The following is a 13,520-nucleotide window of genomic DNA, read 5'->3' as shown; positions in this document are numbered from 1 at the left end:
GCCCCTGGCAGCGCGGCTCGAATGAGAACACCAATGGGCTGCTGCGCCAGTACTTCCCCAAGAGCACGGATTTGTCCGTCTACGGTCCCGAAGACCTCGAACTCGTCGCTCAGAAACTCAACGGCCGGCCACGTAAAACGCTCGGCTGGGAAACCCCAGCCGAGCGTTTACGTGCTTTACTACTAACCACCTAACCAACAGGTGTTGCAACGACCCCTAGAAACCGCCCGTGGAAAACGGGGCCTCACGTGTTCGTTACCCACGGTGTCGGCGGCGGGTGGGTGTCCGTTCAGAGGCCGTATTTCTCCAGGAGCCGCAGCCAGACTTCGCTGATCGTGGGGTAGGAGGGGACGGCGTGCCAGAGCCTGTCGAGCGGGACTTCGCCGACGACGGCGATCGTCGCCGCGTGCAGCAGCTCGGCGACGTCGGGGCCAGCGAATGTGGCGCCAAGCAGCACCATGCGGTCTTCGTCGACCACCAGCTGCGCCCAGCCCTCGTAGTTCTCGGCGTGCAGCGACGAGCCCGCCACAGAGATGGGCAGCTCCACCGAGGCGACGTTGTAGCCGTCCTTCGCTGCCTGCTCGACCGAGCGGCCAACCGTTGCCAGCTCGGGATCGGTGAACACCACGTTGGGAATCGCGTGTTCATCGGCGGTTTGCGCGAAGCGGCTCCAGGGTTCCGGCGTACCCTCCAGCTCACCTTTCGCCCGGGCGGCGATGGCCGAGCCCGTGGCCCGGGCCTCGTACTTGCCCTGGTGGGTGAGCAGGGCCTTGCCGGCTGCGTCCCCTACCGCATACAGCCATGGGCCGTCCTCGCTTCCGGCGGCGGCGTTGACCAGGCCGGTCGAGTCGGTGGTGAGTGTCAGACGTTTACCGTCGGAGGCGCCCAGCCCGACGCGCTCCAGCCCGAGCCCTTCCAAGGCGGGGTGCCGTCCCGTGGATACCAGCAGCTTGTCCGCCGAAAGGGTGTCGCCGCCGTCGAGCGTCACGGTGAGGGAGCCGTCGTCGTTTTCGCGGACGCTTCGCGTCCCGGTGTTGAGGCGGAGCTCCACGCCGTCAGCCCGGAGGCCCGCCGCGACCAGTTTCGCGGCTTCCGCCGGGAAATTGCCCAGGAGGCCGCTGCGGGCCACGAGCGTGACATCCGAGCCCAGGCGGGAAAAGGCCTGGGCCAGCTCCGTGCCGGCGACGCCGCCGCCCAGGACAGCAAGACGCTCCGGCACCTCCTTGGCGGACGTTGCTTCGCGGGTTCCCCAGTACGGAATCCCGGCAAGGCCCTCGATGGGCGGCGTGTTCGGGGTTGATCCGTTGGCCAGCACGACGGCGTGACGCGCCGTGAGCGCATAGGAGTTGCCGTCGAGGCCGGCTACTTCCACCGACCGCGGGGCGGTGAGCCTGCCCTGGCCGCGGATGAGTTCGATGCCGGCACCGTCCACCCATTTCACTTGGCTGTCATCCTGCCAGTGTGAGGTGAAGGAATCACGCCGCTTGAGGACGGCGGCAGCGTCAAGGGTGCGGGTGACTGCCTCGCTGGCGCCGGGGACTGTCTGCGCGCCGTGCAGCGCGGTGCCCGGCCGAAGCAGGGCCTTTGACGGCATGCAGGCCCAGTAGGAACACTCACCGCCCACGAGCTCCGCTTCCACGAGTACCGCGGTAAGACCGCCCTGCACTACCCGGTCCGCGACGTTTTCGCCCGCCGCGCCGGCGCCGATCACAATGACATCGAATTCCCGTTCAACAACATGTGGCGTCATGGCACCAGCCTACGCCCCGCCCGGGGCGGATTTGAGGGCCGGATGTGGCGCCCCTGGATCCGTGGCGGGCAGGCAGTTGGAGCAGATCTTTGCCTGGCACCGCACTCCAATTCGTGGGGGACGGGCGCTCCGTAACATGGCGCCGTGCCGTCCGGAGGACATGGGACATCCGCTACGGTGTGAAAAGTACCCGTTGCAAAGGAGCTCCAATGTCGCCCGCCAACATGGTTCCGCCGGCGCGGTTCAGTGCACAGGCCCGCCTTCGCGCCCTGCAGTCGGACATCATGGAGCTCATCCTGGACCGTGACCTCGAGGCCGGGGATGCCCTGCCCACCGAGAACGAGCTGTGCGTTGCCCTTGGAGTAGGCCGGAACACCCTGAGGGAATCGCTCAAGGTGCTGCAGGCCCTGGGTGTCATTGAAATCCGCCATGGCTTCGGCATGTTCGTGGCGCCCAGCAATTTTGAAGCGCTTGCGGACGGACTGATTTTCCGCGGGAGGCTGTCGCTGCGGCACCACGGGCTAGAGGCGCTGCAGCTCGTGGATGTGCGCCAGGCCTTGGAATCAGGGCTCATCGGGAGTTCGATGGACGTCATGACGGCGGAGCAGCTCGCGGCGATCGAGGCCTCAGTGGTCCGAATGGAGGAACTCGCAAAGTCAGGGGAGACGTTCGTGGAGGCCGATTCAGATTTCCACAGCCGGCTGTTCGAGCCGCTGAACAATGAGCTGCTGCTCAACCTGCTGGGCGTCTTCTGGAAGGTATATCGCAAGATCCACACCGAGATCGGGCCGGGCACCGAGGATCTGGCCGCAGTGGCCGCACTCCACCGCAACATCTATACGGCCGTCGCCGCGGGCGATAAAGCCCGCGCGTCCGAGCACCTGGCGCACCACTTCGATGGCATTCGCCGCCGGATTTCGGATGCGGTAGCCGAGTAGGCGCCGGACGGCCGCCGCCCCAGACAGGGCACCTGCCACCTAACGCAAAGAATCCCCGGAATCTATAATGATTCCGGGGATTCTTTCGTGGTGTGCGCCCAAAGGGATTCGAACCCCTGACCTTCTGTTCCGTAGACAGACGCTCTATCCAGCTGAGCTATGGGCGCATCTTCTGGTCCCTGGCAAACTTTCCGCTCGCCCCGAACCTCGAATTACTTTACGCGAGGACTCCCGTAGTTCCAAATCGAAAGCCGTGTAATATACGTAACTAGACCGGTCTATGTGACCTTCGTCACGAATTTAGGAAAATCGCAATCCGACACCCTTGATTTTCCGCGGTTTTCGTCCCGGAGGCGCTGGACATCCCATGTCTGACCACGAAATGGACTAGACGATCGCAAATAGCATTTAGCTCACACCACCGAACCCGACGAAGGGAACCGAAATGGGCCACCTGGCGCGACTGCCGCTGCTTGAGAAAGCACCCACCACACATGCCGGCCTGCTGGCATGGGTCGAAGAGGTCGCTGGGCTGACCCAGCCGGACCGGATTCACTGGGTCGACGGCTCCGAAGAAGAAAACACCCTCCTCACCGACGAACTCGTCGCCGCGGGCACGCTGAAGCGACTCAACCAGGAGCTGTTCCCCAACTCCTTCGCGGCGTTTTCGGACCCGGCCGATGTTGCCCGCGTGGAAGAGCAGACATTCATCTGCTCTGAAAAAGAGCACGACGCCGGCTTCACCAACAACTGGATGGCTCCTGCGGAGATGAAGGAGAAGCTCCGCGGTCTCTTCTCCGGCTCGATGCGCGGCCGCACCATGTACGTCATCCCCTTCGTCATGGGCCACCTCGATGCCGAAGATCCCAAGTTCGGCGTGGAGATCACGGACAGCGCCTACGTTGTTGCCTCCATGCGGATCATGGCCCGTATCGGCACAGACGTGCTGAACCGGATCACTGAGACGAACGCGTTCTTCGTCCCCGCCCTCCACTCCCTCGGCGCACCGCTGGAGCCCGGCCAGGCGGACGTTTCCTGGCCGTGCAACCCGGACAAATGGATCGTCCACTTCCCCGAGGAGCGTTCGATCTGGTCCTTCGGCTCCGGCTACGGCGGCAACGCCCTGCTGGGCAAGAAGTGCTACGCCCTCCGCATCGCCTCCGTCATGGCGCACGATGAGGGCTGGCTCGCCGAGCACATGCTCATCCTCAAGCTGACCTCCCCGGAGCAGAAGACGTACTACGTCTCCGCTGCCTTCCCGTCCGCCTGCGGCAAGACGAACCTTGCCCTGCTGGACCCCACCATTGAAGGCTGGAAGGTGGAGACCCTCGGGGACGACATCACCTGGATGCGCTTCGGCAAGGAAGGCGAGCTCCGCGCCGTCAACCCTGAGGCGGGCCTGTTTGGCGTGGCTCCGGGCACCGGCTGGGGCACCAACCCCAACGCCATGCGTGCCATCGCCAAGGGCAACAGCATCTTTACAAACGTCGCCGTTACCGACGACGGCGGTGTGTGGTGGGAGGGCATGACGGAAGAGGTTCCGGCCCATCTCACTGACTGGCAGGGCAACTCCTGGACGTCGGACTCCGACAAGCCGGCAGCCCACCCGAACTCCCGCTTCTGCACGCCGATCGACCAGATCGACATGCTGGCCGAGGAGTACCACAGCCCTAACGGTGTGGAGCTCTCCGCCATCCTCTTCGGCGGACGGCGCAAGACCACCATCCCGCTGGTCACGGAGGCCCGTGACTGGTCCAACGGAATTTTCATGGGCGCCACGCTTTCCTCAGAAACCACGGCTGCAGCCGCCGGCGCCGTCGGCGTCGTGCGCCGCGACCCCATGGCCATGCTTCCGTTTATCGGTTACGACGCCGGTGACTACCTGAACCACTGGGTCAACCTGTCAGCCAAGGCCAATCCGGAACGACTGCCCAAGATCTTCCTGGTCAACTGGTTCCGCCGCACTGCAGAGGGCGGCTTCGCCTGGCCCGGCTTCGGGGACAACGCGCGTGTTCTCAAGTGGGCCATCGAACGACTCGAAGGCAAGGCCAATGCGGTGGAGACGCCTATCGGATTCGTTCCGACGGGCGATTCCATCGACCTGACCGGCCTGGACATGACTCCGGCCCAGGTGGAAGAGGCTGTGCGCGTCGACCCCGCCGAGTGGAAGACCGAGCTCCTTTGAGTCAAAGGTGCGGGGCCGCCGTCGTACTTTGCGCCGGAAACCCCGGCAGCCGCGCCGGGCCATTGTGCCGCGAATGCGGCGGGAGTAGTTTTTAGAGAACTAGTGGTTCTCTAACTTTAGGGACCGGGCCATGGACGACGCCCAGCACACCAAACGGATCCCGTCTGCCATCAGGGCGGCGCTGCCTGGCATCCTGCTGGTGATGTTCCTCGGAGCCCTGGACCAGACGGTCATGGCCTCGGCACTGCCCACCGTTGCCGGAGACCTGGGTGGTCTGGACCAGATGTCCGCCATCATCACCGGTTACCTTGTCGCCGCCACGGCTGCAATGCCCCTGACCGGCAAACTCGGCGATGCCTTTGGGCGCAAGCGGGTCCTCCAAGGCTCCCTGATCTTCTTCATTGTTGGCGCGGCGTTGTGCTCCTTGGCGCAGACCGTGCCGGAACTCATCGGCTACCGGGCGATTCAAGGCATTGGCGGCGGAGGGCTCATGATCGGGGCGCAGGCGATCATTGGCGAACTTGTCAGTCCGCGCGACCGCGGCAGGTTTCTTGGCATCATCGGCGCCGCCTTCATTGTGGCCGCGGTGGCCGGTCCACTTGCCGGCGGGGCGGTGGTGGACCATTTCTCCTGGCGCTGGATCTTCTATTTCTACGTGCCGCTGGGCCTGGCCGCCCTCGCCGTGGTGACCCTCACGCTCCGGCTGCCGGACACTCCGCGCGGGCGACGCGTGGACTATGGCGGTGCGGCTTTGCTGTGCCTCGCAATCGTCTCGGTGATCTTGCTCTGCAGCGGCGGCAGCTATCCGGGGCCGGGCTGGGTGGCACCTGTCCTGGCGGCGGTGGCTGTTGCGGCCCTGGCCGGTTGGCTGCTCGCCGCGCGCCGCATGGCGGACCCGATCATTCCGTTGTCGCTGTTCCGCGACGCCGCCTTCGCGATCCCCACGGCAGTCAGCTTCCTGATCGGCTTCGCGATGTTCGCCACGCTGAGCTACCTTCCAGCGTTCCTGCAGGTTGGCATGGGCATGTCGGCCACCGCTTCCGGCGGCATGCTGATCGCCCTGATGGCCGGACTTCTGCTCACGACGGCGGCATCCGGCGCTCTGATCACCCGCACCGGACGCTACAAGCTGTACCCGGTGGCCGGGACGCTGCTGGCCGTTCCCGGAACCTGGCTGTTCAGCACCTTGGATTCGGGCAGCAGCCCCTGGCTGGTGATGGCCTCAATGGTTTTGCTCGGGCTGGGCATCGGGCTGGTCATGCAAGTCATGGTGCTGGTGGTGCAGAACTCCGTGGAGCGGCGTGACCTGGGCGCAGCCACGTCCACCGTGACCTTTCTTCGCCAGGTGGGAGCCTCCGTTGGCGTGGCAGTATTGGGTTCCCTGATCACTGTGCGCTTCTCCGCCGCCGTCCCCGCGCCGCTGGCAGCAGCACTGGGGGACAGCATCAAATCGTTGACGCCCAAGGCCCTTGAGCGTCTGCCTGCTGCGGATCGCAGTGCAGTGGGCGAGGCGTTCGGCCACGCACTTCCGCCGGTTTTCGGCTATGCCACCATCGTGCTGGCCGCGGCATTCGTCCTGACGCTCTTCCTGCCCGAGCGGGAGCTGCGGACCACGGCACATGCCGACGCCGTGCCCACCGACGCCGCGCTCTCGGACCCCGCCAACCTGGACCCCGCCAACTCAGATACTGCCGACCCGGACCCCGCCCTGTCCGAAGCTGCAAACCCTGCCGACCGCAAACCACGAGGAGCCCCGGATGACTGAGAAGACCACCGCCCCGCTGGCCGATTTCAGCGCCGGGGACATGGCCGCCGCCGGGGGAAAGGGTGCTGCCCTGGGCGAGCTGGTGCGCCAGGGATTTCCGGTGCCGCCGGGCTTCATCGTCACCACCGGTGCGTACCTGTCCTTCCTGGCGGAGACAAGGGCGGGGGCCGCGCTGGAGGGCATCCTGAGCGTTGACCCCGGCGAGGGCCCGGACGTTGGCACGACTGAGGGTGAAAGCCGCGGCGCAGCCATTCGTGCCCTGTTCGCCGGAACTGAATTGCCCCGGCACCTGAGGCAGGAAATCGGCGCCGCCTATGCGGAGCTGGGTGGCGGAGCCGTGGCAGTTCGTTCCAGTGCCACGGCGGAGGACTTGCCGGGAGCCGCGTTCGCCGGCCAGCAGGACACGTACTTGAACGTGCTGGGCGAGGACCTCGTGGTCCAGGCGGTCGCCGACTGCTGGGCGTCACTGTGGACGGACCGGGCCGTTGCCTACCGCCAGCGTCAGGGGATCGATCCGCAGGAACTGGCCATCGCCGTCGTCGTGCAGAGAATGGTGCCGGCCGATACGGCTGGTGTCATGTTCACCGCAAACCCCGTCACGGGTGAGCGTGGTGAAATCGTGGTGGACGCGAACCCCGGGCTGGGGGAAGCGGTGGTCACGGGCCGGGTGACGCCGGAACACTATGTCCTGGACCGCACGGGAAAGGCGCTCAGTTTTGCGCCCGGCGGCCGGGAAGTGGTGATCAGCGCGGCCGAGGGCGGCGGCACACAGGAAAACCCCGGTGCGCCGGGCGTGAAGCCGGAGCTGGCCGCGGATCAGCTGACGGAGCTGGCCCGTCTGGGACAGAGGGCACAGCAGCACTTCGGGCGGCCGCAGGACATTGAATGGGCGGTGGCTGGGGGACTCCTGTATGTGCTGCAGTCGCGGCCCATGACGGCGCTGCCGCCCCAGCCGCAGACGCTCAACCCCTTCCAACGCCGGCTGGGGCCGTTTTTCATGGAGATGTTCCAGGAACGGCCCTATCCACTGGATGTGTCCGGCTGGATGAGCCGGGGAATCCTGGCCATGCTGCATCGGATGGCCGGGAGCGTGGGGGTGGTCTTCCCAAACGTTGAACAGCTGCTCCCGGAGGAGGACGGCGTGGTGGTGCGGCTCGTCCCGCCGATTCCGCACCCGACCATCCGCACGCTTGCCGCGCCTGTGTCATTGGTGCGCCGCGCGAGGCAGTTCAATCCGGCCAACTGGACACAGGATCCACGGTTTTCCGCGTTTCTTGAGAACGTGGAGCAGCTGAACGGGAAGGATCCCGGCCTGTTGCGCTGGCGTGCGGTGGTCGCGCTCGTGGAAGAATCCTTCGCAACGATGCGGGGCATCACGGATCTGCGCGTCTCCTACTTGCCCGGAGTATTCGTACCGTTGCTAAAAATGCGCCTAATGCTCCTGCTGCTGGGCAAGGTGAAGCTGGCGGCTGCGCTGATCGCGGGGGCGGAAACCCGGACCAGCCAGGCGAACCGCGCCCTTGAACGGCTGGCTGCGATTGCCGCCGATGATCCCGGGCTGTCGCGCGCCTTTGCCGAATCGGACCCAAGCCGGCTGCTGGAGTTGGTGGAAAAGGAACCCGAACATGCTGCCTTCCGCGAGGCTTTCAAAGCGTTTCTGCTCGAATACGGCCACCGCGAAACCATCAGCGTTGTTCTAAGCAGTGCGCCCACGTGGTCCGATGCGCCGGAAGTGGTGCTGGGGCTGGTGAAAGCCATGTTTGGCGAGCGGCTCCAGACGGCCGACCAGACCGGGATGGCGCTGGACGAGTTGACGAAGCACCCTGCCCTCCGGTTCGAGCCGCTGTGCCGGAGTGTGCTGGCCTCCGTCGAGTCTGCACGGACCGGAATGGCGTTCCGCGAGGATAGCCACTTCTACGCCACAAAGGTCATTCCGCCGATGCGCCGCGCGTACCAGGAGCTCGGCCGCCGCCTGGTGCTTGCCGGCGTGGTCGACGAGGCCCACGACGTCTACCACCTGCGCTTCGAGGAGCTGGCGTCCATCACGGACACGGACGACGGCGGGGCGCTGCCGGCTTCCGTCCGGGAGCGTTTCCGTCCACTGGTGCTGGCGCGGGCGGCGAAGCGGCGCGAGCTGGAGGGGATCCCGTTGCTGGACAAGGCTTTGCTCTTTGGCCGTAATCGCCGCGTGGAAGGGGCCCTTGTCACCGGAACGCCAGCCAGCCGCGGCCAGGCGAGCGGACCCGTGCGGGTGATCCGTGGACCTGCCGGGTTCGGGCAGCTGCGCAGTGGCGAGATCCTGGTCTGCCCATATACAAACCCGTCCTGGACACCCCTGTTCCAGCGGGCCGCCGCGGTCGTGGTGGACACCGGGGGGATCGGCTCGCATGCGGCGATCGTGGCGAGGGAGTACGGGATTCCGGCTGTCATGGGCACTGGTTCAGGTACCAGCACCTTGGCCGACGGGCAGCGCGTACTCGTGGACGGAACCGGCGGAGTGGTCCTGCCGGCACTCTCGGAGGACGGGGCCTGAGATGCCGAAGCTGCAGGACCACCGCAAGCTGCCGCGCCGCCGCGGAGCTGCCCTGAACAGCGCCATCTTCGAAGCGGTTCGGGCAGAGATTGCCGAATCCGGTTATGCCGCGCTGACCATGGACAGCGTTGCCGAGCGCGCCCGGGCCAGTAAGGCCTCGCTCTACAGGCGGTGGCCCGGACGGGCAGCTTTGGTACTAGAGGCAGCCTACGATGCGATGCCCAGCCCCGCGTCCGCCCCCGACACCGGAAGCCTGCGCGGAGATGCCTTGGCAGTCCTGCGGCACGTGGCGCAGCAACTGCAAGGAGTGGTGGGGCAGGCCATGCGCGGGCTGCTGGGCGAGGCGCTTCAGAACCCGGCAGTGGCCGCGGAAATCCACGAGTACGCGCGGGGCAACGTCGTCAAGGTCATTCGCGCCATCATCGAGCAAGCCGTGGCCCGCGGCGAATGCGACCCCGCCCTGGCCACGGCTTGCAAAATCGAGGCGGGCCCCGCCTTGCTGCGGCAGAGATTCATCTTCTCGGCCGCGCCCATCGAGGACGATTACCTGGTGCAGGTGGTGGACGAGGTGATGCTGCCGTTGCTGGGGGTCAGCCCGCCAGGGGCACCGGCAGTCCGCTGAAGTCTGCGGCTAGCTGGCCAGCCAGATGTCCGGGCCGAAGACCTCGTAGTGAATCTTCGTGGCGGGGATGCCGGCGTTGATGGCCTCGTTGCGGATGTGCTTCATGAACGGAAGCGGACCGCAGAGGTACAGCGAGGCGTCGGCCGGGAGATCCACTTCGCGCAGGGACATGAATCCGGCTTTGGCTCCGGCCTCCGGCTGCTCGAGCCAGAGCTGGAGGTTGGCGCCCTCGAGGCGTTTGACGTCATCGGTCATCTGCCCCCGCAGTGCCCAGCTCTCCAGAGTGCTTTCGGCGTGCAGCACCAGCACCTCCCGGTCGGAACCCGACTCTGCCAGGGACCGAAGGATGGACGCCGTGGGCGTGCAGCCGATGCCTGCCGAGGCCAGCACGACCGGTCCGTCGCCGTCCTTGAGCGTGATTTCGCCGTAGGGGTTGGAGATCTCCAGGATGTTGCCTACCTCCACGCTGTTGTGCAGGACGGGGGAGACCTCACCGCCGTCGTCCAGCTTGGTGGTGAAGGAGCGGCTGGTGCCGGCATCGCCGGAGAGCGAGTACTGGCGGACCTGGCGCAGGCCGTCGGGGAGCTCGACCTTCACGCTGACATATTGGCCAGGAAGAGCCGGGGTGACCGGGGTGTCGTCCGCCGGCTCAAGGGTGAAGGTCATGGCGCCGGTTCCCGCAGGGGACTTGGCCGCTACCCGCCACGGGCTCCACATCTTGCCGTTGGCCTGGGCAGCGTAGAGGCCCTTTTCGAGCTTGATGAGAGCGTCCGCCATGAGCCAGTAGACCTCGGTCCAGGCCTCGGCGATCTCGGGGGTGATGACTTCGGCGAGATCTTCGGCTATGGCCGCGAACAGGTGCTCGTAGACCACCTTGTACTGCGGTTCGGTGATGCCCAGCGAGGCGTGGCGGTGGGCGATGCGGGACAGCACGGTCTCCGGCAAGGTTCCGGGGTTGCTTACAAGATGGGTGGCGAAGGCCGCGATGCTTCCGGCCAGGGCCTGCTGCTGGTCGCCGGAGCGCTGGTTGGAACGGCTGAACAGGCCATCAAGGAGTTCGGGGTGTGCCGCAAAAAGCCGCGCGTAGAACTTCGGCGTAATTTCGCCGATCCGGGAGCCGACCAGCGGAAGCGTGGCCTCGATGACAGGGCGGGATTTGTCCGAGAGCATGTGTACTCCTGAGGTAGTGGGCCGGGGTCTTGGTCCGGACCGCGATAAAATATTCGTATTTGAAATACAAGTATTTATACCTAAGTTCTACACCCTGTAGAAATCAATGCCAAATCGGTCAGACGCCGGGGCGCAGGCCTATCATCTGGAACACGGGCGCCATCTGGCGCGTTCCGGGAAGATCGGCCACCACAACGTCGTCGAGTTCCCGGTAAAACGCCTCGCGGGCACGGGCCAAGGCGGCCCGAAGCCGGCACTCGTTGATCAGCGGGCAGTTGCCGCCCGGCCCGATGCAGTCGGCAGGATCTTCGCGGGTATCGAGCTGCCTGAGAACCTGTCCCACGGAGACGCGGCGGCCGGCTGCACTGAGCCTCGACCCGCCGTTGCGGCCGCGTTCAACGTCGATCAGGCCCAGAACCCGCAGCCTGGCCATGGCCTTGCTGACATGGTTGTACGGCGTGCCGACCGCGTCTGCCACGCTCTGGGTCGTGAGAAGGTCGCCGTCCGGCGCAGCCGCGAGCACCATGAGGGCGCGCAGGCTCACATCCGCGAAGGCGTTGATTTTCATGAGTCCAGCCTAGGGACACTGTGCAAATGACAGCTGCTCATACCCGGTCTAGTCCACCCAGATGGCGGGTTCATTCGTGTCCGCCGCGAGTTCGCCAAACTCCCACTCACGCGTGGCCGGGCTTGCCGCATACGGCAGGACGGCCGCAAACACAGCCCCATCACGGTGTTCTGTTGCCACGTGGATGGCGTCAGAGTCTTCCTCGAGCAGAGTGATGTCGCAGACGATAGCGGCAGCCCGGAAGTCGTCGCGGTTCTGGCGCAGCAGCGCAGTGATGTCGCTGATCATCGCGTCGGCATTGAACTCGTCTCCGGAGCCGGATTCGGCATCCGCCGGGGAGACCGCCACGAGGCGGACCTCGCCGTCGTTCTCCACCACGAGCGCGAAGGGCATGAAGCCGCCGTTGCGCTCAAGTTGCTCCTGCGCGGCTCCCATGCCGGTGCCCAGCAGGTTTTCCAGGTCCGTGGCGGTGGCCTCGGGAACGGACGTCCGCCACGACGGTGCCGGCTGAGACGATTCGGGCTCTGCCACTTCCTCCATCCTAGCTCCGGACAAGGGCCAGTACGCGGTCTCGGACGCGCTCCATGGTGGCCTGGTCTGTGGCTTCGGCGTTCAGGCGCAGGTACGGCTCAGTGTTGGAAGGGCGAAGGTTGAACCAGTAGCTGCCGTCAGCGGCCGTGAACGTGCTGCCGTCGAGATTGTCGACGGTGACGTCTTCGCCGGAGAAATCAACGCGGACGCGCTCCACCGCGCCGGCCTTGTCCTCGATCTCCGAGTTGATCTCGCCAGAGGAAACGTAAGGCTCGTATTCGCGGCCGAGCTCGGAAAGCGGGCCGTTCTGCTCACCCAGGGCAGCCAGGACGTGCATGGCCGCAAGCATCCCCGTATCTGCATTCCAGAAGTCGCGGAAGTAGAAGTGTGCGGAGTGCTCGCCGCCGAAGACTGCGCCTTCCTTCGCCATGACGGCCTTGATGAAGGAGTGGCCTACGCGGGTGCGGACCGCGCGTCCGCCGTCCTGGGACACGAGCTCGGGCACTGCCCGGGACGTCAGCAGGTTGTGGATGATGGCGGGCGTTTCCTCACCCTGCGCTTTGGCGCGCGCGATCTCGCGGCGGGCCACCATGCCGGTGATGGCCGACGGCGACACGGCGTCGCCGTTTTCGTCGATGACGAAGCAGCGGTCGGCGTCGCCGTCGAAAGCCAGTCCGATGTCTGCCCCGTGCTCGACGACGGCGGCCTGAAGATCGCGCAGGTTTTCCGGCTCCAGCGGGTTGGCCGGGTGGTTCGGGAAGGAGCCGTCCAGCTCGAAGTACAGCGGAATGATGTCAAAGGGCAGTTTCGGCAGCAGGGCGTCGCCGAGGACGGCGGGAGTGGTGAGCCCGGCCATGCCGTTGCCCGCATCGACCACTACCTTCAGCGGGCGGGAGCCGGAGAGGTCCACGAGTTTGCGCAGGTATTCGGAATAGCCCTTGAGGACATCCTGGACGCCGATCTGACCGCGGGTTGCGGCTGCGGGGACGGAGCCTTCGTTGAGGTACTGCTCCGCGAGGCCCTGGATCTCTTTGAGACCTGTTTCGGAGGAGATGGGCACGGCGCCGGCCTTGGCCATCTTGATGCCGTTGTATGCGGCGGGGTTGTGGCTGGCGGTGAATGTGGCGCCGGCGGCGTTGAGGGCACCGCACGCGTAGTAGAGCTCGTCCGTGGAGATCAGGTCCAGCAGCTGGACGTTGGCTCCGCGGGTGGCGGCGCCGTTGGCGAAAGCCTTGCTGAATTCGGGGGAGGAGGGGCGCATGTCACCTCCGACCAGGACCGTCTGGCCTTCGAGTTCCAGCACGTCGACGAAGGCTGCGCCCACGGCTTCGACGATTTCGGCGGTGATGGATTCGCCCACGATGCCGCGGACGTCATACGCCTTGAACGAGGCTGAAAGATCAAAAGTATTGGTCTGGTTGCTAGTCACGGGATTTATCTTACTTTGAAGCGCGCAGC

11 protein-coding genes and 1 tRNA gene are annotated in these 13,520 nt (G+C 65.7%); 6 read left to right on the top strand and 6 right to left on the bottom strand.

The features are described from left to right. Positions 1-194, top strand: a 194-nt coding sequence (locus AC1D14_RS17930; RefSeq protein WP_476968907.1) for a transposase, incomplete at its 5' end; no start/stop codon positions are given. Positions 195-289: 95 nt separating this feature from the next. On the opposite strand, the gene AC1D14_RS17925 is transcribed toward AC1D14_RS17930, so the two are convergent. Further along, on the bottom strand, positions 290-1,750 hold the full coding sequence (locus AC1D14_RS17925; protein WP_230121502.1) for a dihydrolipoyl dehydrogenase family protein: 1,461 nt from the start codon (positions 1,748-1,750) through the stop codon (positions 290-292). Positions 1,751-1,959: 209 nt separating this feature from the next. Here AC1D14_RS17925 and AC1D14_RS17920 point away from each other — a divergent pair, with 209 nt between their 5' ends. Further along, positions 1,960-2,688 carry a FadR/GntR family transcriptional regulator gene (locus AC1D14_RS17920; protein ID WP_230121503.1) on the top strand — a complete coding sequence of 243 codons (729 nt, stop codon included), beginning with the start codon at positions 1,960-1,962 and terminating at the stop codon, positions 2,686-2,688. A gap of 93 nt (positions 2,689-2,781) precedes the next feature. Here AC1D14_RS17920 and AC1D14_RS17915 read toward each other — a convergent pair. Continuing rightward, positions 2,782-2,855: transfer RNA gene (locus tag AC1D14_RS17915), tRNA-Arg, on the bottom strand. 278 nt (positions 2,856-3,133) lie between these two features. Here AC1D14_RS17915 and AC1D14_RS17910 point away from each other — a divergent pair. The 4 genes from AC1D14_RS17910 to AC1D14_RS17895 all read left to right on the top strand — a co-directional run bounded on the left by AC1D14_RS17910 (position 3,134) and on the right by AC1D14_RS17895 (position 9,793). Further along, the gene (locus AC1D14_RS17910) at positions 3,134-4,873 is read left to right on the top strand and encodes a phosphoenolpyruvate carboxykinase (GTP) (protein WP_476968906.1); all 1,740 of its coding nucleotides are present in this window, start codon (positions 3,134-3,136) and stop codon (positions 4,871-4,873) included. 130 nt (positions 4,874-5,003) lie between these two features. After that, a complete protein-coding gene (locus tag AC1D14_RS17905; RefSeq protein WP_476968905.1) occupies positions 5,004-6,638 on the top strand; it encodes an MDR family MFS transporter in 1,635 nt (544 codons plus the stop codon). Next, positions 6,631-9,171, top strand: coding sequence for a PEP/pyruvate-binding domain-containing protein (locus tag AC1D14_RS17900; protein ID WP_476968904.1), 2,541 nt, complete (start codon positions 6,631-6,633; stop codon positions 9,169-9,171). Before AC1D14_RS17905 ends, AC1D14_RS17900 begins: the two co-directional genes overlap by 8 nt. Before the next feature lies 1 nt (position 9,172). Then, positions 9,173-9,793 carry a TetR/AcrR family transcriptional regulator gene (locus AC1D14_RS17895; RefSeq protein WP_230119960.1) on the top strand — a complete coding sequence of 207 codons (621 nt, stop codon included), beginning with the start codon at positions 9,173-9,175 and terminating at the stop codon, positions 9,791-9,793. A gap of 9 nt (positions 9,794-9,802) precedes the next feature. Here the strand turns inward: AC1D14_RS17895 and AC1D14_RS17890 are convergent, their stop codons facing one another. The 4 genes from AC1D14_RS17890 to AC1D14_RS17875 all read right to left on the bottom strand — a co-directional run bounded on the left by AC1D14_RS17890 (position 9,803) and on the right by AC1D14_RS17875 (position 13,491). Continuing rightward, entirely contained in the window at positions 9,803-10,963 is a 1,161-nt protein-coding gene (locus AC1D14_RS17890) for a globin domain-containing protein (protein ID WP_230119959.1), read from the bottom strand. A 118-nt stretch (positions 10,964-11,081) separates the two neighbouring features. Continuing rightward, complete coding sequence (locus AC1D14_RS17885) at positions 11,082-11,531, bottom strand: RrF2 family transcriptional regulator (protein WP_230119958.1); 450 nt, start codon at positions 11,529-11,531, stop codon at positions 11,082-11,084. A 48-nt stretch (positions 11,532-11,579) separates the two neighbouring features. Beyond that, positions 11,580-12,062 carry a hypothetical protein gene (locus tag AC1D14_RS17880; RefSeq protein WP_230119957.1) on the bottom strand — a complete coding sequence of 161 codons (483 nt, stop codon included), beginning with the start codon at positions 12,060-12,062 and terminating at the stop codon, positions 11,580-11,582. 10 nt (positions 12,063-12,072) lie between these two features. After that, a complete protein-coding gene (locus tag AC1D14_RS17875) occupies positions 12,073-13,491 on the bottom strand; it encodes a phosphomannomutase/phosphoglucomutase (protein WP_476968903.1) in 1,419 nt (472 codons plus the stop codon). Positions 13,492-13,520: the final 29 nt, after the last annotated feature.

Source organism: Arthrobacter sp. P1_B11, from assembly GCF_056406715.1.
Note: the sequence above shows the minus strand (reverse complement) of the source record. Positions and strands in the feature narration are given on the sequence as shown.

Bases quoted from the DNA above. Each gene is read 5' to 3' on its own strand.
- AC1D14_RS17925 (WP_230121502.1), bottom strand. From the start codon at position 1,750: ATGACGCCACATGTTGTTGAACGGGAATTCGATGTCATTGTGATCGGC.
- AC1D14_RS17920 (WP_230121503.1), top strand. From the start codon at position 1,960: ATGTCGCCCGCCAACATGGTTCCGCCGGCGCGGTTCAGTGCACAGGCC.
- AC1D14_RS17910 (WP_476968906.1), top strand. From the start codon at position 3,134: ATGGGCCACCTGGCGCGACTGCCGCTGCTTGAGAAAGCACCCACCACA.
- AC1D14_RS17905 (WP_476968905.1), top strand. From the start codon at position 5,004: ATGGACGACGCCCAGCACACCAAACGGATCCCGTCTGCCATCAGGGCG.
- AC1D14_RS17900 (WP_476968904.1), top strand. From the start codon at position 6,631: ATGACTGAGAAGACCACCGCCCCGCTGGCCGATTTCAGCGCCGGGGAC.
- AC1D14_RS17895 (WP_230119960.1), top strand. From the start codon at position 9,173: ATGCCGAAGCTGCAGGACCACCGCAAGCTGCCGCGCCGCCGCGGAGCT.
- AC1D14_RS17890 (WP_230119959.1), bottom strand. From the start codon at position 10,963: ATGCTCTCGGACAAATCCCGCCCTGTCATCGAGGCCACGCTTCCGCTG.
- AC1D14_RS17885 (WP_230119958.1), bottom strand. From the start codon at position 11,531: ATGAAAATCAACGCCTTCGCGGATGTGAGCCTGCGCGCCCTCATGGTG.